The following is a 25,013-nucleotide window of genomic DNA, read 5'->3' as shown; positions in this document are numbered from 1 at the left end:
ACACTCCTTATGAAGAAAGATGTTACGCATTTACCCCATAAAGCCAGCCCAGTGTTAGTTAAACAAGCTAATATTTTTGCCGACTTACCGACCAAGTTAATTGAAGACTTTCAACAAGAGTTTCAACTTGATGAATGGCAAAAAGGTGATTACTTTAATTCAAGTTTATTAACTCAGCGCTTTTATGTTTTGCTTGAAGGCAGTATAGAAATAAAACAAAGTAATCCCGAAACTGGCAGAGAAGCAACCGTAGATATGCTTTATGCTGGCGATTGCTTTGATTTAATTGTGTTATTAGATAACCAGCCTCACGAGGTGATAGTCTCTCCTTTAACAAAGGTTAAATTATTATCAGTTAAACTCGCTACTATGCGAGATTGGTTATGGACTTATCCCGAATTTAATCAGCAGTTTATGCCTTATTTAGCACAAAAAATGCGTGAAAAAGAGCAACAAGCGAGTAGTTTAGTTTTACATGATGTAACTACGCGTTTAAGCCGTATTATTTTAGAGCATATTAATAAAATTAAATTTTACACGGGTGCAAAATCTCAAGAACATCAACATCATTTAGTCAATGGCTTGAATGATGAAACCTTGGCGAGAATGAGTGGGTCGGTGAGGCAAGTGATTAATAAGCAATTACAGCTGTGGAAGAAACAAGATATTATAGATAAAAAACGCAATCAATTGGTAATCAAAGATTTAGAAGCTCTAGAAAAAGAGGCAAAATATACTCAAACCTTAGCTAACGCGCCGTCGGTTAAACGTTAGTCAAATATGTAACGTTTTTATTACGAACGAATAAATAGCCTTCACACTGATTAGAGTGACAATATTTTCATTAAAAATAGAGAGATGTTAAGTTACGCGAAAATTCCATTATAGAGAAAAGTTGTCCTATGAAGAAACAGTCCGGTTTCACATTGATCGAATTGGTTGTTGTAATTATTATACTGGGAATTTTATCCGCTACGGCATTACCTAAATTTATAAACCTGCAAGATGATGCAAGACAAGCGGTAATGAATGGCTTGAAGTCCTCACTAGAAGGGGCATCTAATTTAACTTATACAAAAGCAATTATTGAAGGTCTTGGTGACTCTTTTGATGAAGAGCTCGAATCAGGTATAAGAATTCGATATGGTTATCCATTTGCTACACAGGCAAATTTAAAAAAAGTGCTTAACTTTACTGAAGATGAATTTAAGTTAACCGGTTCAAACCCCGCTATTACTTTCACACTGACAAAAGATACTGAAGATTTGAGCACAAGTGAAATTGACAGTGCAGATGTTTGCAAACTCGTGTATACCCGAGCAGAGAAGGGTGAACGTCCCGATATCACAATCTCTGGTTGTGTTGATTAAATATAGAGTCCTTATCGCATTTGTTGTTTAATGCATAAAATAAAGCGCGATATTATTACCATAAGTGGCAAAAATATCGCGTTTCAATTCAAGCAAGTCAATTTCTACTAACCTTTATCTTTCTCAGCAGCTGCATTACATATAAAAGCTTAATTAAAGACTTGCGCGGCGCTGAGTATTTAGGTTTTACTCCCACTATATACATTCGTTTCTATTGTTTTTAACGATTGATAAAGGGTTTCCTCTTCTGTTGAAAGCGTTTTAGGGAAAGCGATTTTCAGTTTTACAAAAAAATCGCCCGCAACTTTACACGGTAATCCACGGCCTTTTAATCGCATTTTACTGCCACTACTGATCAATTTTGGTAAACTTAAATCAATATGACCAGTAGGTGTTGGCACTTTTACTTTTTCACCTAGCGCCGCTTGCCATGGGCTAATGCTAACTTCTGTTGTAACATCAGCGCCTTCAATAACATATAGCGGATTTGGATTGAAACCAACTTCAAGGTATAAGTCGCCATTTGGTGCGCCGCCAATACCTGCTTGTCCTTGCTTTTGTAAACGTATTTTTTGACCCGGCTTAATCCCCTTTGGAATGCTCACTTTTAATGTTCGATCTTTAGACTGTGTTCTGCCTTGTTGATCAACTACTTGGTCTTGCAGCGTAAAATTACGGGTTGCTCCAGTGTAAGCGTCTTGAATGTCGATCAAAATTTTTGTGTTACTGTCTTGTCCTTTCATAGAACGTCGGCCACGGGGCGCTTGTTGTCCTCCGGCGAAACCTCCACCAAATAATGATTCGAAAAAATCACTAAAATCGCCTTGACCACCAGCATTGGAATTTCCATTGCCTTGTTGATATTGATTTTGCCAACTTGGCGGTGGCGTAAAGCCAGATTGACCTGCCTTCCAATTACTGCCAAGTTGATCATAAGCTGCACGCTTTTCTTTATCGCGTAATACTTCATAAGCTTCGTTTATATCTTTGAAGCGAGTTTCGGCATCTTTTTCTTTACTTACATCTGGGTGAAACTTACGTGCTAGTTTCCGGTATGAGGTTTTAATTTCATCTTGGGTAGCAGTTTTATCAACGGCCATGATTTTGTAGTAGTCTTTATAATTCATACTGACCTCCTGCGTATAATTAATTTCATTAGCTTTGTATATCTTTTATATAGTTGTAATAAATAGAGTTGATAATTTTTTAAATTCAAGCGAGAAATCACCAACGAATAATTTGAGTAAATCCTATTCGATAGTATGAGTATAAATATAAATACTTAGGAAAATGACTAATGTCAGCAATATGACACTGGCAACGAATTATGACATGTACCCGTTAAGGTTTCGTGTTATTTTCAGAAGTAAAAGTTAACCCTGACGATTTCAACGGAGAAATTTATGGCCACATTAATACATAACTCAAAAGACTCTAAATATGAATTCCATATTGATGAACATATTGCTTACATAACTTACGACGATCAAGATGGAAAAATGCATTTAACGCATACCGTTGTACCTGAGGCACTTTCAGGTAAAGGGTTAGCTAAAACTCTTTTAGAAGAGGTACTCGAGCAGATTAAAAATGATAATAAAAAAGCTGTGGCTGATTGTTCGTATATTGTGAACTATCAGCAGAAACACCCTGAAAAAAGCGACTTATTCGTATGATTAGAAGCAATAAACGAGGCTGTTAAAAGTTATAACGGCTAATTTTATAATGGATATATTACGTTAGAAGTTAGAAGTTAGAATTTAAACTTAACAGATTTAAAAATGCGCTCTGCCTCTTCAGCTTTCAACGTATCTTTATACTCTAGCAGCATAGAGAATCTATCATTACCTGCTATTTTCTCTATGGTGAGTGCTATGGTATTTTTAAAGGTTAGTACTTTTCCTGTATAACCATCAACCATTATTGGTGTTGAGCTAGCCGATGTTAGTTCGCGAAATGTTGACGCATACAGCCCTAAATCATAATGCAAAACAGTATTATTATTCTCTAACTGTCCGGCAAGCGAGTCAATTACTTGTACGCTAGCAGGTTTTAAACTTGCAGGGTGCTCAAAACACAGTCGTTTACTTGGACAATACTCAATCCAACTCTCTATTGCCGTTTGCTCATGGCTATTCGCTGAGCTTGCATATATTAAGACAAAAAATATGGTAAATAAAACGTACTTTAGCGTTTGCATAACAGTCCTGCTATTTAACATAAAAAAACCTACGCGATTACCGTAGGTTTTAATATTGATGATTATTGGTAAAGTTTAAACTAGCTTTTTAAACGATTTTTTCTCACTAAAAAACTAATAGCTAATAAGAGTAATAATAAAGTGCTAGGCTCTGGTACTTGTGTCGTAGCGGCAGCGACTATTGCTACAGGGTTGATGTTAATCCAAAAGTTTTGGCCATCAGTTTGAACTAATCTACTGCTTCTGATAGTTGAAACTTCAGTTGAACTTAATAATGTACTGTTATTAATATTAGGGTCCATTAAGCCGCCTGAGCGATGGTCTAATCCTAAGTTATGACCCAACTCATGCGCTAATAATTCACTGCCATTAGAACCTGCTGCAAAACTTGACTCTACAACAAAGTCGTTCCCTGGAAATTCACCACAGCCAACAAAACTGTTGTTAGTGTCGTTGCCACAGGCACTGATGAAGTCAATAAAGTAAAAATTTACAAAATCAAATGGACCAACATGCTGGTTAAAAAGTTTAGTCACTTGTTGTTTGGTGGTTATGTTTAGCAGGTCTGGAAATACTAATTCGGTTGCTGTGCCAATACGAATGTCGATAGGACTATTATCAAAACTCGATTGAGAAAATATGCCATCAAGCGCTGATTCATTGATAGTGATAAAGCCAGCTTTGGCTTGAGAAGCCACTAGTAAGCTGAAAGCTAAAAGTAATGTTTTTAACGCGTTCATAAACGTTCCTTATTTCAAGAGAAAACTATATTGGTTATTTGTTTTTTGCATTGATTTTAATTATTCATTATTAGCGAAAAACACAATATGTACAGTATGTGATGTGAATAAATTATAGCGGAAAAATGAATTATAAGGGGAATATTTTTTAAAAGTTTACATTAAGTATATTGAAAAAATTGTGGCTTAATTAATACAAGAGTATTTTATAAAATTAATAATGAAATTAAACACTTAACATTGATGTTGGTGTTGTTAGCAATTCGTCTGTATTGTTCATAATTACTTTTAAAGCAAATTGAACATTTAAGTACTTATTATTCATGTACTTTAATGACTGCTTTATGAGTGTAATGCTTAATGGCTGTAAGGAAAGTGCGTAAAGAATAAAGTAAACTGGCTTTGTCTATAAAATAATCATTTTAAAGCAAAGTTTAAGTGGGGATCATAGTGTTATTACTGTATAATGCGCGCCTTTATTATGGTGGCTGGCAGTTGTTTATCAATATAACTGGCTTGGTTACAGCAATTACAGTATTAACTCTTACTTTAACGCTAACTTTTAGTCGTTGTTAATTGGTGAGTTTAGTTAACAGAAAATAGGATTATCTCTTGATCACGACATCGAACATTACTATGCAATTTGGCGCAGAGCCGTTGTTTGAAAACATTTCGGCTAAATTTGGCAACGGTAACCGCTACGGTTTAATCGGCGCAAATGGCTGTGGCAAATCTACATTCATGAAAATATTGAGTGGCGATTTAGTGCCAAGCTCAGGTAATGTGTCGGTTAGCACAGGTAACAAGGTGAGTACATTAGGGCAAGATCAGTTCGCTTTTGAAGCACACAATGTTATTGATACTGTAATCATGGGTGATATGCCGCTTTGGAAAGTTAAGCAAGAGCGAGATGCTATTTACGCACAGGCTGAAATGAGTGAAGCCGACGGCATGCGCGTTGGTGACTTAGAAAGCCAATTTGCCGAAATGGACGGTTACACTGCTGAAAGTCGCGCGGGTGAAATACTGCTTGATGCCGGTATTGAAGAGTCTTTTCACTATGGCTCTATGCAGCAAGTTGCGCCAGGTTGGAAACTACGTGTATTACTAGCACAAGCTTTGTTTGCAAACCCTGATATTTTATTACTTGATGAGCCAACCAACAACTTGGATATTCATACGATTAGTTGGTTAGAAGGTGAGTTGAATAAACGTAAATGCACCATGATCATTATTTCCCATGATAGACATTTTCTTAATTCTGTTTGTACTCATATGGCCGACATTGATTACGGTGAATTACGTATTTACCCTGGTAACTATGAATTCTACTTAGCTCAATCGGCTTTATTACGTGAGCAGCTATTAGCGGGTAACGATAAAAAAGTAGCTGAAATTGCTGAACTACAAGACTTTGTTAACCGTTTTGGTGCTAACGCGTCAAAAGCCAAACAAGCAAGTTCTCGTGCTAAAAAAATGGATAAAATTAAGCTTGATGACGTAAAATCATCAAGTCGTATTACACCTAAAATTGCTTTTGCTCCCGGTAAAAAAATGCACCGTCAAGCCCTAGAACTTGAAGGCTTGAGCCATGGTTTTGATGGCGAAGTACTATTTAAAGGTGGCGATTTATTACTAGAAGCCGGCGCCAAGTTAGCTATTATCGGTGAAAACGGTGTTGGTAAAACTACACTATTGCGCTGTTTAATGAATGAATTTGAAAACGTTGAAGGTGTAGTTAAGTGGTCTGAAAATGCTTCAGTTGGCTACTGTCCACAAGATAGTGGTCACTTTTTTGATAATGACTTAACACTAATGGACTGGATGTCTCAATGGCGTAGACCTTGCCACAACGATTTAAGTGTTCGCGGCATGTTAGGCCGTATGTTATTTACTGATGACGACGCTAATAAAAAAGCCCGTAACTGCTCTGGTGGTGAGAAGAATCGCTTGTTATTTGGCATGTTAATGATGGCTGATGTTAATGTGTTAATTATGGATGAGCCAACTAACCACATGGACATCGAAGCCATTGATGCTCTAAACAATGCCTTAAAAGATTTTGAAGGCACGTTAATATTTGTTAGTCATGACCGTGAGTTTGTTTCAAGCCTAGCGACTCGAGTTATTGATATTAAAGATAAAAAATTAATAGATTTTCAAGGCTCGTTAGACGAGTACCTTGATACCGTTGAGCAAATGAAAAAAACAGCTTAGTTAACTCGTTATATAAATAGCGAGTTAAAACCTGAATTGTTAATAACGCTTAAATATAGTTTATAACACTGTATTTAAGCGTTTTTTAATTTATGGTTAGTACAATCATCTATTTAAAAATAAAATTTAGGCGACATGCTAAATATGATATCGAAGGCTTATTTGAACTGTAAGTTTCATGCCTAATTTCGTGGTGTTAACTCCAGACGTTAACTCCAGACGTTAACTCCAGATGTTATCTCTAATCGTTAACTCAGAAATAGCTATTGATAGCCGTGACAATTATCGAAATTTAGTCGTTTAGCCTTGCTTAGCAGATCATCTGAACAATTTATTCAATTTATAAAACAAAGCTTAAGTTAATGCCGATACTTGGTGTTACTATGGCGCATATTCAATTTTATTTAATTAGCTACGCCATGTTAACTTTCCTCACCAAGACATATTCTCGTTGAACCATATTCAAAAAGTTGCGCTTACAAAAGACCTTACATTATTTGAGCCACTGTTTGAGCGCATATCGAATGATATTATCGAGAAGGGCTTTAGTATTTGTCCTTACGCTTTACCTGAAAGTTTAACCACTTTGTTAGCAAAGCATATTATCGACATGCCACAAACCAATTTTAAGCGTGCTGGTATAGGTCGAGCAACAGATCATGTTATTAATAACTTTATTCGCACAGATGAAATTTGTTGGATAACAGGTAACAGTGATGCGGGCTCTGCTTGGATAGAATGGACCTCAGAATTACAGCATTATTTGAACAGGCGACTGTTTTTGGGCTTATTTTCTTTTGAAAGTCACTTTTCACATTATGCCAAGGGCGATTTTTATAAGAAGCATAAAGATGCCTTTAAAGGTGAGGGTAATCGCGTATTATCTGTGGTGGTGTATCTTAACCAAGAGTGGTCTGCTGATGATGGCGGCGAGCTTGTGCTTTATCCAGACAAAAAAGCCAGTTCTTCATTAATAGATAATAGGAATATTTCGATAACGCCAAGTTTTGGCACTATTGTGGTGTTTTTAAGTGAAGAGTTTCCACATGAAGTACTACCAGCAATGCGAGATAGATATGCCATTGCAGGTTGGTTCCGTTTAAATAGCAGTATTGCTAACAACATTGATCCGCCACGTTAGTACTAAACTTTAGATTAAAGAGAAATTAAGGAAACTTTCATTGCCAAAGAAACTGACTAAACCGTTGTATGTTATGCGTGATCTTACTGATATTAACCAAGAGTTATTGCCGCTTAAAGCATTAGCCGATCGTGAACTTGCCTCTATTTATGGCCTAACAGGTAAAGTTTATACACCACACATTGATGCATATATGCTGGTTAGTATTAAAAAAGCTGAAATATTAGCCAGTTTAAAAACTCAAGGATATTTGCCTTTATCGGAAGTTGAAATAATTACCGCAGCACTAGACTTTTTACACAAAAGAGCGCGAAACAATGCTGTTTTCGAATACCAAGGTAATGAATACAAGCGCCGTTTTTTGCCACTTAAGTTGAGTAAGTCAGGTAAAAATGTGCAAAAGTGGGCTAAGTTTTGGCTATTACAATTACCCGATGGCAAAGTTGACCCACAATGGGAGCGAGAAGTGCGAGAGATTTGGCCAAGCTATTTTCTGATCAGAACAGTCGAGATGTAGTTGCTGATATTAGTTTTATACATCAATAAAAAGACATCAGGAAAAGACAGACATGAAGATAAACTTCTTTGTCTGTCTTTTCTTTATCTATGCGTTTACATCAACAACAACACGACCAGTAACCTCACCATTGAGTAACTTCTCAGCTACGGCGATTGATTCTTCTAAACTCACGGTAGTTGATATTTGCTCTATTTTTTCGGCTAGTTTTGACTGTTCAAGTCGACTCCAGGCTTCTAGCCTGTCTTCTTGAGAGCGCATAACGCTGTCTATTCCTAATAACGAAACGCCTCTTAATATAAAAGGGACAACCGTTGACGGAAAGTCCATACCCTGAGCTAAACCACAAGCAGCAACACAGCCGCCATAGTTTATGCTGGCACAAACGTTTGCAAGTGTTGTGCTGCCAACAGAGTCAATAGCTGCTGCCCAACGCTCTGGCATTAATGGTTTGCCTGGTGCAGATAACTCAGCGCGATCAATAATTTCTTTTGCACCTAGTTTTTTTAAGTAAGCGGCTTGTTCTTCGCTGCCGGTTGAAGCAGTAATGGTATAACCCAACTCAGCAAGAATTCTGATAGCAAAACTACCAACTCCGCCCGTTGCACCGGTAACTAAAATATTGCCGCTTTCAGGCGTAATACCGTAGTTTTCTAATGCCATTACACATAACATGGCTGTATAACCAGCGGTGCCAATAGCCATTGCATTAAAGGGAGTTATTCCTTCTGGCAATGGAATAAGAAAATTACTTTTAATTCGTGCTTTTTGTGATAAACCGCCAAGGTACTTTTCTCCAACACCAAAACCATTTAAAAGCACATGATCGCCAATGTTAAATTTATCATTATCACATTGCTCAACAACACCGACCAAGTCGATACCAGGTACCATCGGAAAACGTCGAATTACCGGAGCTTTGCCTGTTATCGCTAAAGCATCTTTGTAATTAATTGTGCTATATAGCACTTTAATCAGTACATCACCGTCGGTTAAACTCTCTTCAGAAAGCGCTTCAATACCTGTGTGATAGCCTTGACTATCATTTTTATTAATGACTAAACTCTTAAACATGTTTATCTCCGATGTAGATTGATTGTTTATATGCAATCAACATTATTTTGTAATTACTTATTTTTTAACTAATAGTAGAAAAGTATCGATAAAACCATCAATTGGCGCTAGGTTTTGTGTCAATTTACTTTTAGCAATCGCACCTTCCCATCCTACCCAAAAAAAACTTGCTAAGGCATTACAATCTAATGAAGTGGCTATGGCATTTTCCTGTTGTGCTAATTGTAGACAAACGGCCATTTTTCGCTGCCAATCCTCAAATGTCGCTAATAATTGTAGTCGATGACTTTCAGGCAATTGAGTAACTTCTTGTTCGAGGTTACCAATTAAACAACCGCGTTTAAAATTGTAACGTGTCATGCCTTCTTTCGCGTCAATGGCAAAGTTAGCTATACGTATTAATGGTTTGTTATTTTCATTAAGTAAATGTATATCTAACTTTTTAGCGAAGTAGCGACTATATTCCTCAATAACCGCAAGTCCAAAGGCTTCTTTACTCGAAAAATAGTGGTAGAAAGAGCCTTTAGGTACAGACACTTTCTTTAAGATCAGATCAATTCCTGAAGCGGCAAAGCCAAATTCAGTAAAGTATTCAACACCACTTTGTATCAGTAGTTGTTTCGTTTGGTTACTGTCGCGACCTGATTTAGCTGGTCGGCCACGTTTGGGTAAATTAGTATCTTTGTTCATTTTTATATATTAGACCGATCGTCTATTTAATTGCAATGGTTAATTAAAAATCTCTTTTAAAGTGCTTTTTACGTTTACGTTTACGTTTAGGTTTAGGTTGTGTTGTATTGAGTGAACTTAATAATAATGGGTTGTCGCAGATATAACTCGTCTTGACTCATTTCTTGCTCGTTGACTGCTATTTGTTATATCTTTAGCCATGACGTTGGCTAATCAAGTGACTTATCTACAATGGAAATAGCGCCAAAAAATCATGAAGAAGGCACTCTTGAATTAGGCCCGCAGGCTTTTTCCAAGCAAAGCCATCAGTTTTGGACCTTACAAATTACGGGTTGGTTAGGCTATTCCGTAGTGGTGTTCTTAGCTATTATCCGCCCGCAAATTGGGCTTGAAGGCTTTAATTTTTCTGGTCAAATGATAAATTTAGTACTGGAAACGCTCAGCGGCTTTATTTTATCTTATTTACAGTGGCAGCTGATCCGTAAAATTGTGCACTTGCCACTTAAAAAAACTTTATTCCTAAGTTTTGTTTCCGCAGCTTCATTGGGCTTGTTATTTAATGTGCTCAAATTAAGCTTTTTTAAAATGTTGGTTTATCAACAACAATGGAATGAAGCATGGAATACTTTAGAGTTTGGTGGCTGGTTAATGTTCTCATTGACCACTATGTTTGTATGGACTTCAATTTATTTTATTATGCTTTATAACACTAAGTTGCAAGGCGAGCATGAAATGTTATTACGTGCGCAAACCGCTACAAAAGACGCACAATTACAAATGTTGCGATATCAACTCAATCCGCATTTTATGTTCAATACGTTGAACGCCATTTCAACTTTAATTTATAAGAACGAGAATGAAACAGCCAATGAAATGTTAGATAAGCTGTGTGAATTTTTCCGTTATTCGTTAGATAAAAGTGATAAAAGTAAAACGAGTTTACAAAAAGAGCTGGAGTTAATTGAGCTTTATCTCTCGATTGAAAAAGTTAGATTTGGTGACCGACTTAAGGTGAAAGTTGATGTTTGTAACCGTGTTCTAGCTTGCCAAGTTCCTTGCATGTTATTACAGCCCTTAGTGGAAAATGCCATTAAATATGCCATTGAATTAAGAAAGTCTGGCGGTACAATCTGCATTAGCGCTAAACAACTAAATGATCGATTACTACTGCAAGTTATCGACAATGGTCAAGAAAGTCATGATAAGGTCAGTGATGGTTTTGGTATTGGTTTAAGTAATACTAAAGCCCGATTAAGTGCCATGTTTAATGGCGACTTTGAAGTAAATATTACCGATACTGCAGAGGGTGGAACTATGGTTGCTATTTCTATTCCATTTGAGAAAAAGGGTTAATTTATGATAAAAAAAACACTGACGGCAATCATTGTTGATGATGAACCTCTCGCCTTGGAAGGGTTAAAATTAAGGTTAGAAAAGCTACCTGAAATTAACGTTATCGCAGAAGCTAGTGATGGAGATGAAGCTATTCATTTGTGCCAAACATTATGCCCCGATGTTCTGTTTTTAGATTTACGCCTACCTGGATTAAATGGTATTGAGGTTGTGCAAGCATTACAGGCTGATATTATGCCTATGGTGGTTTTTGTAAGTGCTTACGGGGAGTACGCGCTAGAAGCATTTGAACTTAATGCTATAGATTATGTTTTAAAACCAGCTAATTTAGGGCGCTTACAAAAAACAGTAGAGCGTATACTACAGCGCATTGAACCTAAAGACTCCAGTAATGAAAAGTTCAAGCTTTTACGTGCATTAGGTGAAACGTCTGGTTTAGCGGTAACAGAGTTAGAGAACTGGCTAGCAACAGACTTACCTTTACCTACGCTTTTTAATCAAGAGTTAGTGATTAAAAACAGTGATAATGAAAAAGTATTCTTACCCATAAAAGCGATTCGGTGGATTGATGCCGCTGGCGATTATATGTGTGTTCATACGGCTAATGAAACCCATGTTGTGCGAATAACAATGAAAAAATTAGTGAGTCAACTCGACCCGAAAATATTCTCTCGAATTCATAAATCTACCTTAGTTAACGTTAACTGCATTAAAAGCATTAAGCCCTTGCGTAATAGCGAAAGTATTCTTGATTTAGGTGACGATGTGCAGTTAAAAGTAAGTCGTAATTTTAGCTCTAGTATCCAAACAATTGTTGAATCAAAACAGCTTTAACCACTTATCGTGCTTTTGTTTCGTCTTGTCGCTAATTTTTTGAAAAAAACCTTCTATGGCGCATGCTACAACCATGATGGCGCATTTCATTTGTAACTATTTGTAATTTAAATCAGTATGATTTTCGGGGGTAGTCTGTTCTGTTATGCAAATAACATTATGGCTGCCGAACTATGCTACTTGTGAACTCGTATCAGATAATATAATTACAATCATACGCGTTTCTAGTACAACAAAAATAGTTGGGTAATTGGAAAACAAATTATGTTAAAAGCTGCAAAAAATATAACACAGTTGCTTGCTTTGCTATCAACCATCACCTTAGTTGGGTGTGGTGGTAGTAGTGCTGAAACTGAAACAAAACCAGATAAAATTGATCCACAATTGCCAGTTAGCGACTGGGGATTAGTATGGAGTGATGAATTTGATGGCACTGCAATAAATAGCCAAAACTGGACGCACGAAGTTAACTGTGACGGTGGTGGTAATCAAGAAAAGCAGTGTTATACCGATAGTGCTGATAACTCTTATTTAGCCGAAGGCATGCTAAATATTGTCGCGCTACCTGCCGAAGAAGGCGCGGCACTGCCTTACACGTCAGCACGTATGATTACTCGTTACAAAGCAGACTTTAAATACGGCCGTGTAGAAATGCGCGCTAAAGTGCCTGCCGGACAAGGTAGTTGGCCAGCGTTTTGGATGATGCCGACAGATGAAGAGTACGGTGAATGGCCACGCTCTGGTGAAATCGATATTTTTGAATCTGTTAACTTAGGTGTTTCCGATGCTGAAGGTAACGTAGAGAGCAATGTTCACGGTACGCTACACTACGGAAAAAGTTGGCCTGATAATTCGTCATCGGGTAAGTCATATAGCTTAGCTGATGGCGCAAACCCTGCAGATGGCTTTCATACTTATGCTATAGAGTGGCAAGAAGGTGAAATACGTTGGTATATGGATGGTTATTTATATGCCACACAACGTCAATCAAGCGTTCGTTACAACAGTAAAGATGAAGCGGTAGGGCTTGCACATAAAGGTTGGTTTACCGAATATTATGAACAAGTATCAGGTGAGCTTAAAACCTTTTGGGATACCGCTCCTTTTGATAAAGAATTTTATTTAATTCTTAACTTTGCTGTCGGCGGAAGCTGGCCTGAAAACGTAAACGAATTAGGTGTTGATGCTACGGCTTTTCATGCAGACAACAAATTTGAAGTTGATTACGTAAGAGTTTACCAATGTTTGTCGAACCCAGAAACAGGTAAAGGCTGTGAAACAGTCAGAGCTGGCTACGATAGCTTAGAAGACGGTCTTGTTGAAGGTAAGGCTCCAGTGCCTGTGCCTCCTAGTGATGGTATTGCTAAAAACCTTAGTATTTTTTCAGGCGCTTTTAACCCAAATTGGCCTGCATGGGATTGTTGTGGTGGCTCAACACCAGCACTAGTTTCTGATGCAGACAAAGGCGATGTGGTTGAGTTTGTTATTGGTGGCGAGCCAACAGTAGTTGGCTTTATTTCACGTGATACTTTTATTACAGACCCCGAAGGTAAAGGCACTCCATTCGATGCTTCTCCGTTAGTAGATCTTAATGGCGTGATCACTTTTGAAATGAAACTGATCACAGCTCCAGCGGCTGGCGCAAACTGGAATTTCAAAGTAGAAAGTAACGATGCTGACACGGCAGCAGACATGCTGTTAAATCAAAGTAATGAAGGTGTAGAACCTGTTGTTGGCCAATGGCAAACCTATACATTTCCATTGTCAGCCTTTGTAGCGAAAGGCTTAGACGTTAGCGCAATTGACGTTGTAATGATATTTCCTGATTGGGGGGCTGGCGAAGGTGCCGTTTACCAAGTTGCTAATTTCTCAATTGAAGGCGATATAGGTGCTTCTCCTGAATTAGTTGTTTTTACTGATAACGAAAATCCAAGCTGGCCAATGTGGGATTGTTGTGGCGGTTCAACCCCAACGGTTGAACTTGATGATGACGCACATGGCAATGTGGCTGAATTTTCTATTGGCGCAACGCCAACAGTTATGGGCTTTATTTCACGCGAAGGAAATACTGAAACACCTACACCATTTGATGCCACGGGTATTCTTGCCAATGGTGTTATTCAATTTGATATGAAAGTAACCTCAATGCCGAGTGCTGACACTTGGCTTTTTAAAGTTGAAGCTGACAATAATACTTCGGCGGTTGAGCTGGCATTAACAGACAGTGTTGAAGGCGAAGAACCAGCCACAGACCAATGGCAAACATACACATTTAACCTGGCTGATTTAGCTGATGCAGGTTTGGATGTAAGCGCTATTGATGTACTTATGGTATTTCCTGCATGGGGTGCTGGCGATGGTGCAATTTATCGTATAGACAATGTGAAAATTTACGACCCAACTAGCGCACCACAAATCAACGTTTTATTTGGTGAAGCTGCTGCAACAGGCTGGTCTATTTGGGATTGCTGTGGTGGCTCTACTCCGACACTTGAAAATGATGATACTGACCATGGTATGACCGCAGAGTTTGTTATTGGTGCTCAGCCTACGGTGATGGGTATTCTTGCTGATGATGAGGTATTTCTAGATGCTTCAGCTATTTTAGCCAGTGGTGTTGTGCAATTTGACCTAAAAGTTGTTTCAGCGCCAAATGATGCTTCAGCAACGTGGCTATTTAAAATTGAATCTGATGGCGCAACTACTGCTGTTGAGTTGGCTTTAAATGCTAGTACTGAAGGCCTAGACCCTGTTGTTGGTGAATGGCAAACCTACACATTTCCATTACAAACACTATTCGATGCTGGCTTAGATATTAGTTTCATTGATGTAGTGATGGTCTTCCCTGCATGGGGTACTGGTGACGGTGCGGTATATCGTTTAGACAACGTAATGGTTTACTAGTCAATTTACCAATTTACCAATTTACCAATTTACCAATAGACGAATAATAGATAGCAATTAAAAAGTTAAGCGGCTTTTCAGAGAACAACAAGTCGCTAATAACAAACTATTTTAAGTAAGTAGGGCAATCATGAAACAATCAACTTTTACCAAAACGCGTATAGCATTGACTATATCGTCAATATTAGCGGCAAGTATAAGCACGCAGTTAGTTGCAGCAGAAGAAAATTTAATAGCAAACAATAATGATGAAGTAGAAGTCATTGAAGTTAAAGGTATCAAAGGTAGTTTGATCCGCTCAATGAATGTAAAAAGAGAAATGTCAGGCGTCGTTGATGCGATTTCTGCAGAAGAAATGGGTAAGTTTCCTGACACTAACTTAGCAGAATCTTTACAGCGTATTACAGGTGTTTCGGTTAGTCGTTCAAATGGCGAAGGTAGCCAAATAACGGTTCGAGGCTTTGGCCCTGAATTTAACTTAATTACCCTTAATGGCCGCCAAATGCCGGGTACGGGTAATTCTCGCTCGTATAGTCTAGAGAACTTGTCGTCAGACGGTGTTAGTGCTTTAGAAGTTTACAAAACTGCTCGTGGTGATTTACCTAGCGGTGGTTTAGGGGCAACCGTTAATATCCTTACGGTTAAGCCGTTAAATAGCCCAGGTGAAAAATATTCAGTATCAGCAAAAGCCATTTATGATGAGTCAAATGTACAAGGTGATGATGTTACACCTGAAGTATCTGCCTTATACAGCAACACTTTTGCCGATGAGACCTTCGGTGTAGCACTTTCTTTTTCACATCAACAACGTGACTTTCAGCAACAATCAGCGGGTATTCAAGGTTGGCAATTTCAACCTGATGCACAACTTCCTAGTTTAGACGCTGATAAAGTTGTTGATAACCGTTCTGCTAACGCAGCCGCTGGCGCATTTTTCCCGCGCGATATGAACTACGGTATTGCTGATGTTGAGCGCGAAAGAACTAATGCCAATGTAACTTTTCAATATGCACCGCTTGATAGCTTAGTCATGACCCTTGATTACACCACAGGCTTATCAACTACCGGCACAAATGCCATTGGTTGGGGCCAATGGCATGATTATGGTGGCAACATCAATGCGTACGAGTTAGATCAAAACGGCACCGTTATTTATGCTGACTTATCGGGTAATGATGGTTCATATACTGCCAATAGAGATACCACCGAAGTTGAAGAAAACTCAGTGGGTTTTAATATTGAATGGCAAGCAACTGACGAGTTAAGTCTTTCATTTGACTATCATAACTCAGAAAGTAGTACTGATAATGGCAAAGATAAAGGCATGAATGGTACTGGTTCACTAGTATTTGGTTCAGACCAGTTAGTAACCAAAACTTATGATTTTCGTGATGGCGATATCCCACAAGGCACTATTTTTTGGGATAATGGTTCAACTACGCTTGCACCCAGTGAAATGGATTCACATTTTAGCCAATTTATTCACAGCCCAGGGAAATCGGAAGTTGAGCAATTACAAATAGATGGTTCGTGGGATAACACTTTCGACATTCCATTGATGACGGTTAAGTTTGGTATTGCACGCACAGAGCAAAAAATGAGTGGTTCAAGTGCTTGGAGTGGCTTAATTGGTGGCTTCTTATTTAACCCTAATTACTCTGCTGCTTTTCCTGACAGTATGTTTACTTACAACACGACAAGCGGCTTTTTAGATGAGTTTTCAAATGGTGGCAGCCCTATTGGAGCTGGTTACTACTACAACTTTGATTTTGACGAGGCGGTTGCTCGTTCACAAGCTTACTTAAACCAAAGTTTACTTGGCGATGATTACTTCAGTACTGATCCTTACCGTGAAGGTAGTGTGAAGTCGCAAGGTTCGGTTGAAGAAAACACTAACAGTATTTATGTTTCTTCATTATGGGACTTCGATGTTGCAGACTTCCCCGTCCAAATTAACGTAGGTTTACGTTATGAAGAAACAAAAGTTGAAAGTAATGTCTTACAAGACGTGCCTACCAGTGTTTGGTGGTTAGGTGGTACAGAATGGCATACGCAATATACACCGGGTGAAAACAACTTTTATGTTGAAGAAGGTGAATACGATATTCTTTTACCTATGATCGATATTCGTGTTGATTTAACCGATGACATTGTGGCTCGTGCATCTTGGAGTAAAACAATTTCTCGTGCGCCATTAGGTAATCTTGCTGGTGGTTTAGCGTTAAGCCCAAGCCCAGGTTTAGACTCGCGTACTGGTAGCCAAGGTAATACGGATTTAGATCCTTACGAATCTAAGAACTTGGACTTTAGCCTAGAGTATTATTACGGCGAAGGTAGCTATGCTGCAGTGGGTTACTTTAGAAAAGACGTTAAAAACTTTATTAGCAGTCGCAGTACTAGCAGCCAATATGATGGTATCCAAGATATTTCTCAGGGTCCTCGTTATGCACAAGCCATTGCTGATTTAACGGCAGAAGGTATAGCAACTACAGGTGATAACGTCTTTGCAAGAATGCAAGAAAATGGTGCTGAGATAAATGCACAAGGTTACATCGTACCAAATGCTGATGATCCATTAATGGTTTGGAATATCAGTGAACCATATAACTCTGATGAAAAAATGGTTGATGGCTTCGAAGTTGCTATTCAACACCTTTTTGGTGAATCAGGCTTTGGTTTTGGCGCAAATGCTACCTTTGTTGATGGTGACGTTAACTTTGATACCGAAAGTTTAGAGCAACAATCTCCACTTGTTGGTTTAAGTGACTCAGCAAACTTTCAAGCATTTTATGAGAAAAATGGCTTGTCAGTTAAGTTAACTTACGCTTGGCGTGATCAGTACCTCATTGGTGTTGGGCAAGATCAAGGCTCTAACGATGCTCCTCCACAGTTTGCTAAAGAGTTTGGACAAATTGATATGAGCGTTAACTACGATGTTAATGAAAACTTAACAGTTTTTGTTGAAGGGGTTAACTTAAATAACGAAACTGAAGAGTCTTTTGGTCGTTACGAAGCACAGTTTTTATCTGCTCGACAATACGGTACAAGATACACTTTAGGCGTTCGTTATAGCTTTCAGTAAACGTAAACATAGCGCCTGTTTAACCAATAGGCGCGCACTTCTCTTTATTTAGTATTACCACTTGTTAAGTGTGCTTAATTGAACTCAACAAGACGATGGTATGACTAATTCCAAAGTATAGGAATTTATCTTATGGCTAGTTCTTCAGTCGTAGTAGACAAACAACTTAGCACTGCAGATTTAGGTGCACCCAACCAAAATCGATTTGCGCTGGTTTCATTAACATCGCTGTTTTTTATGTGGGGTTTTATCACCTGCTTAAACGACATTCTTATTCCACATTTAAAAGCTATTTTCGATTTAAGCTACACGCAATCGATGTTAGTACAGTTTTGTTTTTTTGGTGCTTATTTTATTGTGTCTTTACCAGCAGGGCAGTTAGTGAAGAAAGTAGGATATCAAAAGGGAATTGTTGCAGGTTTAGTGATCGCCGCCTTAGGTTGCTTAATGTTTTATCCTGCTGCATCAATGCACAGTTACCCAATGTTTCTTTCGGCATTGTTCGTTTTGGCAAGTGGCATTACCATTTTACAAGTTTCGGCTAACCCATACGTTACATTACTGGGGCCAACAGAGTCAGCTTCCTCACGACTAACCATGACTCAAGCATTCAACTCTTTAGGTACCACAGTTGCGCCATATTTAGGTGGTTTGTTTATCTTAAACGAAGCTGTGCATTCAATGGCCACAGAGCCTTCAGCCGATTCAGTAAAAGTACCTTATTTAGTATTAACTGCAGCGTTATTAATTTTAGCGGCTATTTTTGCTTGGTTAAAGCTACCTCATATTGCTAGCGCTGAAACTAAAGCGGATGAAGTTATTTCAGGTTCAGCTTGGCAGTATCGCCATTTAGTTTTAGGTGCATTAGGCATATTTGTTTATGTAGGTGCAGAAGTCTCTATTGGTAGCTTTTTAATCAACTTTTTTGGTGAAGCTAACATGGGGGGATTAGAAGAATCACAAGCGGCTAAATACCTCACTTATTATTGGGGCGGCGCTATGGTAGGGCGCTTTATCGGCGCGGCGGTAATGCAGAAAGTTGATGCTGGGAAAGTTTTAGCATTTAACGCATTTTTTGCAGTGATTTTAATTACCATTGCCATGCTAACCAGTGGCAGTTTAGCTATGTGGTCAATTCTCTTAGTTGGGCTTTGTAATTCTATTATGTTCCCTACAATTTTCAGTTTAGCGTTAAACAGCTTAGGTAAACATACTAGTCAAGGCGCAGGCATACTTTGTTTAGCCATTGTAGGTGGTGCGATTGTGCCATTAGTACAAGGTGTTTTAGCTGACATAGTTGGCGTGCAATTATCTTTTATCATACCAATAGTTTGTTATATTTATATTGTTTTTTATGGTGTGAACGGCTCCAAGCCTGCGGCGAATACTTTGAAGGAAGCAGCATAATGAATAAATTTTCCTACCTATTTATTTCAACTATCTCAGCATTAGGTTTAACGGCTTGTAATTCAGATACTAAATTGCAATATGCTGCAGAGACAACTGAAGTAGTTAAGCAGCAACTCGCTGTTGAAACACCGGCATTAGCCAAAAAAGATCTGTCAATTTGGCCTACGATTGATTCTGAAGTTAAAAGCGATGAAGCGATTGAGCGTAAAGTACAAAGCATCTTGTCTACAATGACTTTAGCGCAAAAAGTAGCGCAAATGATCCAACCAGAAATTCGTGATATTACGGTAGACGATATGCGTAAATATGGTTTTGGTTCTTATCTCAATGGTGGTGGTGCGTTTCCAAATAATAACAAACATGCCACACCACAAGATTGGATTGCTTTAGCTGAGTCTATGTATCAGGCATCAATTGATGATTCGCTTGATGGCTCAACCATTCCTACTATGTGGGGTACAGATGCGGTTCATGGTCATAACAACGTTATCGGTGCAACTTTGTTTCCTCATAATATTGGTTTAGGCGCGGCAAATAATCCTGCTTTAGTCGAAAAAATTGCAAAAATAACCGCCACCGAAGTTATGGTAACGGGTATTGATTGGGTTTTTGCTCCAACGGTAGCAACGGTTCGAGATGACCGCTGGGGTCGAACTTATGAAGGCTACTCTGAAGATCCTGAAATTGTTAGATCTTATGCTGCATCAGTGGTTAAAGGTTTACAAGGCCATGCGGGTAATGACTTTTTAGGTGACGATCGCGTGATCAGTACCGTAAAACACTTTATTGGTGATGGCGGAACAGTTGACGGTGACGACCAAGGCGATAACTTAGCGTCAGAGCAAGACTTATTTGACTTGCATGCCCAAGGTTATGTGGGTGGTTTAACCGCAGGCGCGCAATCAGTTATGGCATCATTTAATAGCTGGCATGGTGATAAAATTCACGGTAACCGTTATTTGTTAACTGATGTGTTGAAAAACAAAATGGCTTTTGATGGTTTTGTTGTTGGTGATTGGAATGGCCATGGACAAATTGTTGGCTGTACTAATGAAAGCTGCCCGCAAGCGGCAAACGCAGGCTTAGATATTTTTATGGTGCCAACAGATGCTTGGAAGCCATTAATGGAAAATACGATAGCGCAAGTTAAGCAAGGCGTTATTCCACAAGCGCGTATCGACGATGCAGTTAGCCGTATTTTACGTGTTAAGTTACGAGCAGGTTTATTTAATAAGCCTAGCCCAGCTAATCGACTTTTTTCAGGTAAAACTGAATTAGTAGGTAGTGAAGAACATCGTGAAGTTGCTCGCCAAGCTGTAAGAGAGTCTTTGGTATTGTTAAAAAACAAAGCTAATTTATTACCACTTTCACCTAAATTAAATATCTTAGTCGCAGGTGATGCTGCCCATAACATTGGTAAGCAATCAGGTGGCTGGAGTATTACGTGGCAAGGTACTAATAATAGCAATGAAGATTTCCCTGGCGGCACTTCAATTTATCAAGGTTTAGCTTCTCAAGTTAACGCTGCAGGCGGAAAAATTATGTTGAGTGAAAGCGGTGAGTTTTCACAAAAGCCAGATGTTGCCATTGTTGTTTTTGGTGAAGAACCTTACGCCGAAGGGCATGGAGATAAAGATAATTTAGCCTATCAACGTGGTATGCAAACCGATTTAGCTTTATTGAAAAAGCTTAAAGCCCAAGGTATTCCTGTCGTCAGTATTTTTATCAGCGGTCGACCTATGTGGGTAAATGCTGAGCTGAACGCCAGCGATGCTTTTGTTGCTGCTTGGTTACCGGGGTCTGAAGGTAAGGCTGTAGCCGATGTGCTATTAACCGATAAAAACAAGCAAATACAGCACGACTTTACAGGCAAGCTTTCTTTCTCATGGCCAAAAACGGCGACACAAATTGTTAACCGATTTGATGAAGTTTACGAGCCGTTATTACCTTACGGTTTTGGTTTAACGTACAGCAACAATAAAGGCCAAGTGCAATTATCGGATACACTATCTGAAGAGATGAGTAGTGATGAAGGCCTCGCCAAAAACACCTCGATATTTGCTGGAAAAGTGGCTAAACCATGGCGTATGTTTTTATCATCTGAGCAGCAACTTTCTGGTCAACAGTCATCTGAGCTACGTTCAAATAGTGCCAAACTTCCCGGTATTACTTATCGTACGGTAGACAAAATTGTTCAAGAAGATGCCTTTCGAATTGATACTTCAGGCACGGCAAAAGCAGGTGTGGTATTTTCAAGTAGTTTCAGAGAAGACCTTGGTTTTGAATTAGAACAAAATTCTGCCTTGGTAATTTCTGTTAAACGTGATTCAAACATAACTGCGCCAGTAACTGTTGAAATGCACTGTGAATCTATTGGTGACGCTTTAGGCAGCTGTCGAGCAGCTGTTGATATTACTGAGCAAATGCAAACATTAGTGCAAGGACAATGGCAAAATATCGCCATCGATTTACAATGTTTTGTCGAAAAAGGTATTGCGATGGACAAAATTGTTTCACCGTTTGCCCTTTATACCAACGGCGCTATTAAACTTTCAGTAAGCGATATTCGCTATCAACCTCAAGCTGAAATTAATACACCTAAAGCGCTATTAATTCAGTGCCATTAAGGGTGAAACACTAAAGTATAAATGCTGATAAAAAGGCGAGTAGTTTTCTTCTCGCCTTTTTCTTTGCTCAAATTTAGGGTTTTATGCAATTAACCCAAGACTATTGCGGCAAAAACCACGATAATTCCTGCATTAAGATAAATTCGCTGATTCGCAAAGTTTCAAAGTGAAATTTTGGCTGTTACAGCAATCAATTGTGGGATCCAATCTAATGGAAATTAAAGTTAATTTTCTCGACAACGTAAAAGTTGAAGCCAAATTTGATGACTTTACCGTCGTCGCCGACCAACCAATTCGTTATAAAGGTGATGGTTCAGCGCCCGGACCGTTTGATTACTTCCTCGCTTCGTCAGCTATGTGTGCGGCGTATTTTGTTAAGGTGTATTGTAATTCTCGTGATATTCCGACCGAAAATATTCGTTTATCACAAAACAATATTGTTGATCCTGAAGATCGTTATAAGCAAATATTTCAAATTCAAGTTGAGTTGCCTGAAAGCATTTCAGAAAAGGACCGTTTAGGTATTCGACGCTCAATTGACCGCTGTACCGTTAAAAAAGTGATACAAACAGAACCTGAATTTAAAGTTGATTTGGTTGATAGCTTAGAAGATGACGCACAAGCCATGCTAATGGCAGGCGCACAAGGCACAGACAGCACTTATATTCTAGGTAAAGATTTACCGCTAGAAGAAACCATTAAAAATATGACCGCGATACTAGCGGGCTTAGGCATGAAAATTGAAATTGCCTCATGGCGCAATATTGTGCCAAATGTATGGTCATTACATATTCGAGATGCCGCTTCTCCAATGTGTTTTACCAACGGCAAAGGCGCTACAAAAGAAAGCGCACTATGTTCAGCCTTAGGTGAGTTTATTGAACGCCTTAACTGTAACTTTTTTTATAATGATCAGTTTTTAGGGCAAGACATTGCTAACAGCTATTTTGTGCATTACCCGAACGAAAAGTGGTTTACGTTAGATGAAAGCGATGATTTACCTAAGGGTATTTTAGATGATTATTGCCTAGATATTTACAACCCTGATGATGAACTTCGTGGCTCAAACCTAATTGATACTAACTCAGGAAACGCTGAACGTGGTATTTGTGCTATTCCTTACACGCGCCAATCAGATGGTGAGACGGTATATATTCCTTCAAATTTGATTGAAAACTTATTCCTAAGTAATGGCATGAGCGCCGGTAATAACTTAGCTGAAGCACAAGTGCAGTGTTTGTCTGAAATTTTTGAACGCGCAGTTAAACGCCAAATTATTGAACAAGAAATTGCCTTACCCGATGTGCCTAAAAGCGTATTAGATAAATACCCAAGTATTCTTGCTGGTATCGAAGCGCTTGAAACACAAGGCTTCCCAGTAGTAATTAAAGATGCCTCGTTAGGTGGTCAATTTCCGGTAATGTGCGTTACGTTAATGAACCCAAAAACCGGTGGCGTATTTGCCTCGTTTGGTGCGCACCCAAGTTTTGAAGTCGCGTTAGAACGTAGCTTAACTGAATTATTACAAGGCCGTAGTTTTGAAGGTTTAAATGATGTGCCAAGACCTACATTTAGTAGCCTTGCGGTATCTGAGCCTGAAAACGCCGTTGAGCACTTTATTGACTCAACCGGTGTAATTTCATGGCGCTTCTTTAGTAATAAGGCAGACTTTGAGTTTTGCGAGTGGGACTTTTCTGGCACTAGCGCAGAAGAAAACGATCGTCTATTCGGTATTTTAACAGACTTAGGTAAAGAAGCTTACGTGGCGGTATTTGACCAACTAGGCGCAACCGCTTGTCGTATATTAGTGCCTGATTATTCAGAAATATATCCTGTTGAAGACCTAGTTTGGGATAACACCAACAAGGCACTTAATTACCGCGAAGATATTCTGAACCTGCATATTTTAGATGATGATGCACTCGAAAGCTTAGTAACACGCTTAGAAGACAGCCAATTAGATAATTATATCGATATTAGAACATTAATAGGTATAGAGTTCGACGAGAACACCGTGTGGGGACAGCTCACTATTTTAGAGCTTAAAATACTGATTTATCTAGCCTTAGGTGCCTTAGAAGACGCGCAAGAATTAGTCGAAGAATTCTTACAGTTTAATGATAATACCGTTGAGCGCCGTTTGTTTTATCAAGCGATGCAAGCGGTACTTGAAATTGAAATCGATGAAGACATGCTGCTAGAAGATTATATTCATAACCTTAATAGAATGTTTAGCGAAGAAACAATGAATAATGTTATTGGCTCAACTGAAGGCACAGTGAAGTTTTACGGCTTAACAAAAACCGGCATGAACTTAGAAGGTTTAGATAAACATTTAAGATTAATCGACAGTTATAAGAAGCTTCATCAAGCAAGAAAAGTGCAAGCTGAAAGCAAATAACACTAGATTTTCCTATGTGTTAACTATCAATAACTATCGTTAGCAAACGCTAGGTTGCGCAATAAATAGTCGCATGAGTCATAACTTTAAAAGCCAATACCAGAACATAGGTATTGGCTTTTTTATAAAAAATGTTTGTAGCTTAGTGTATATCTATTACGTATTTAATCTTTAATCGTATATTTCATCACACGAGTTCAGCGGCCGTTGCATCTTTACATCATTATGCTCGTTTTTTTGACATTGTGAGCTACGTCAAAAGATAGCCGCAAGCTAACATTAGCTTCTTGTGTATGCTTTATCACTCGTAAAAGTATATTAGCCAATTATTTGTCAACTACTGAAAGGTAGGTGTAACTGTTGAGTTAATCCGGTCGTTAAAATTATTATTGTAAGGCTGATAGGTATTAAAGTTGACCCTAGTTAATATTGTTACTGGGTCGTACCGACTAA

Annotated in this window: 18 protein-coding genes; 13 read left to right on the top strand and 5 right to left on the bottom strand. The window is 38.6% G+C overall.

From position 1 onward, the window contains the following. Positions 1-9 precede the first annotated feature (9 nt). Positions 10-774 carry a Crp/Fnr family transcriptional regulator gene (locus tag AC27H3_RS07410; RefSeq protein WP_487104958.1) on the top strand — a complete coding sequence of 255 codons (765 nt, stop codon included), beginning with the start codon at positions 10-12 and terminating at the stop codon, positions 772-774. Between the two features lie 128 nt (positions 775-902). Further along, complete coding sequence (locus AC27H3_RS07405) at positions 903-1,370, top strand: type II secretion system protein (RefSeq protein ID WP_487104956.1); 468 nt, start codon at positions 903-905, stop codon at positions 1,368-1,370. A 179-nt stretch (positions 1,371-1,549) separates the two neighbouring features. Here AC27H3_RS07405 and AC27H3_RS07400 read toward each other — a convergent pair whose 3' ends face one another. Next, positions 1,550-2,497 carry a DnaJ C-terminal domain-containing protein gene (locus AC27H3_RS07400; protein WP_487104954.1) on the bottom strand — a complete coding sequence of 316 codons (948 nt, stop codon included), beginning with the start codon at positions 2,495-2,497 and terminating at the stop codon, positions 1,550-1,552. A 276-nt stretch (positions 2,498-2,773) separates the two neighbouring features. Between AC27H3_RS07400 and AC27H3_RS07395 the strand changes: the two genes are divergently transcribed. After that, positions 2,774-3,046: a GNAT family N-acetyltransferase gene (locus AC27H3_RS07395; protein WP_487104952.1), complete on the top strand. Its 273-nt coding sequence runs from the start codon at positions 2,774-2,776 to the stop codon at positions 3,044-3,046. A gap of 77 nt (positions 3,047-3,123) precedes the next feature. Here the strand turns inward: AC27H3_RS07395 and AC27H3_RS07390 are convergent, their stop codons facing one another. Continuing rightward, on the bottom strand, positions 3,124-3,591 hold the full coding sequence (locus tag AC27H3_RS07390) for a hypothetical protein (RefSeq protein WP_487104950.1): 468 nt from the start codon (positions 3,589-3,591) through the stop codon (positions 3,124-3,126). A 59-nt stretch (positions 3,592-3,650) separates the two neighbouring features. Then, positions 3,651-4,310 (bottom strand): PEP-CTERM sorting domain-containing protein, encoded by a 660-nt coding sequence (locus tag AC27H3_RS07385; RefSeq protein WP_487104948.1) that lies wholly within the window; start codon positions 4,308-4,310, stop codon positions 3,651-3,653. Between the two features lie 612 nt (positions 4,311-4,922). Here AC27H3_RS07385 and AC27H3_RS07380 point away from each other — a divergent pair. The 3 genes from AC27H3_RS07380 to AC27H3_RS07370 all read left to right on the top strand — a co-directional run bounded on the left by AC27H3_RS07380 (position 4,923) and on the right by AC27H3_RS07370 (position 8,185). Then, positions 4,923-6,527, top strand: a complete 1,605-nt coding sequence (locus AC27H3_RS07380) for an ABC-F family ATPase (RefSeq protein ID WP_487104946.1) — start codon at positions 4,923-4,925, stop codon at positions 6,525-6,527. 451 nt (positions 6,528-6,978) lie between these two features. Further along, on the top strand, positions 6,979-7,668 hold the full coding sequence (locus AC27H3_RS07375; protein WP_487104944.1) for a 2OG-Fe(II) oxygenase: 690 nt from the start codon (positions 6,979-6,981) through the stop codon (positions 7,666-7,668). A gap of 40 nt (positions 7,669-7,708) precedes the next feature. Further along, on the top strand, positions 7,709-8,185 hold the full coding sequence (locus AC27H3_RS07370) for a hypothetical protein (protein WP_487104942.1): 477 nt from the start codon (positions 7,709-7,711) through the stop codon (positions 8,183-8,185). An 87-nt stretch (positions 8,186-8,272) separates the two neighbouring features. Here the strand turns inward: AC27H3_RS07370 and acuI are convergent, their stop codons facing one another. Together acuI and acuR are read right to left on the bottom strand one after the other, a co-directional pair. Continuing rightward, positions 8,273-9,259 (bottom strand): acrylyl-CoA reductase (NADPH), encoded by a 987-nt coding sequence (acuI, locus tag AC27H3_RS07365; RefSeq protein ID WP_487104940.1) that lies wholly within the window; start codon positions 9,257-9,259, stop codon positions 8,273-8,275. Between the two features lie 57 nt (positions 9,260-9,316). Beyond that, positions 9,317-9,949, bottom strand: a complete 633-nt coding sequence (acuR, locus tag AC27H3_RS07360) for an acrylate utilization transcriptional regulator AcuR (protein ID WP_487104938.1) — start codon at positions 9,947-9,949, stop codon at positions 9,317-9,319. Between the two features lie 231 nt (positions 9,950-10,180). Between acuR and AC27H3_RS07355 the strand changes: the two genes are divergently transcribed. From AC27H3_RS07355 to AC27H3_RS07325, 7 genes are all read left to right on the top strand, one after another. Next, the gene (locus AC27H3_RS07355; RefSeq protein ID WP_487104936.1) at positions 10,181-11,302 is read left to right on the top strand and encodes a sensor histidine kinase; all 1,122 of its coding nucleotides are present in this window, start codon (positions 10,181-10,183) and stop codon (positions 11,300-11,302) included. 3 nt (positions 11,303-11,305) lie between these two features. Further along, positions 11,306-12,136 carry a LytR/AlgR family response regulator transcription factor gene (locus AC27H3_RS07350; protein ID WP_487104934.1) on the top strand — a complete coding sequence of 277 codons (831 nt, stop codon included), beginning with the start codon at positions 11,306-11,308 and terminating at the stop codon, positions 12,134-12,136. Positions 12,137-12,400: 264 nt separating this feature from the next. After that, a complete protein-coding gene (locus AC27H3_RS07345) occupies positions 12,401-15,040 on the top strand; it encodes a family 16 glycosylhydrolase (RefSeq protein ID WP_487104932.1) in 2,640 nt (879 codons plus the stop codon). Positions 15,041-15,170: 130 nt separating this feature from the next. Next, on the top strand, positions 15,171-18,122 hold the full coding sequence (locus AC27H3_RS07340; protein ID WP_487104930.1) for a TonB-dependent receptor: 2,952 nt from the start codon (positions 15,171-15,173) through the stop codon (positions 18,120-18,122). Positions 18,123-18,254: 132 nt separating this feature from the next. After that, entirely contained in the window at positions 18,255-19,529 is a 1,275-nt protein-coding gene (locus AC27H3_RS07335) for a sugar MFS transporter (protein ID WP_487104928.1), read from the top strand. Then, complete coding sequence (locus AC27H3_RS07330) at positions 19,529-22,159, top strand: glycoside hydrolase family 3 protein (protein WP_487104926.1); 2,631 nt, start codon at positions 19,529-19,531, stop codon at positions 22,157-22,159. The genes AC27H3_RS07335 and AC27H3_RS07330 overlap by 1 nt, the downstream gene beginning before the upstream one ends. Positions 22,160-22,370: 211 nt before the next feature. Then, positions 22,371-24,560 (top strand): OsmC domain/YcaO domain-containing protein, encoded by a 2,190-nt coding sequence (locus AC27H3_RS07325; protein WP_487104924.1) that lies wholly within the window; start codon positions 22,371-22,373, stop codon positions 24,558-24,560. The last annotated feature ends 453 nt before the right edge of the window (positions 24,561-25,013 follow it).

This window comes from Colwellia sp. NW0002-52-1, from assembly GCF_057550865.1.
The sequence above is the reverse complement of the archived record's forward strand: the minus strand, read 5'-3'. Positions and strand labels throughout refer to the sequence as shown.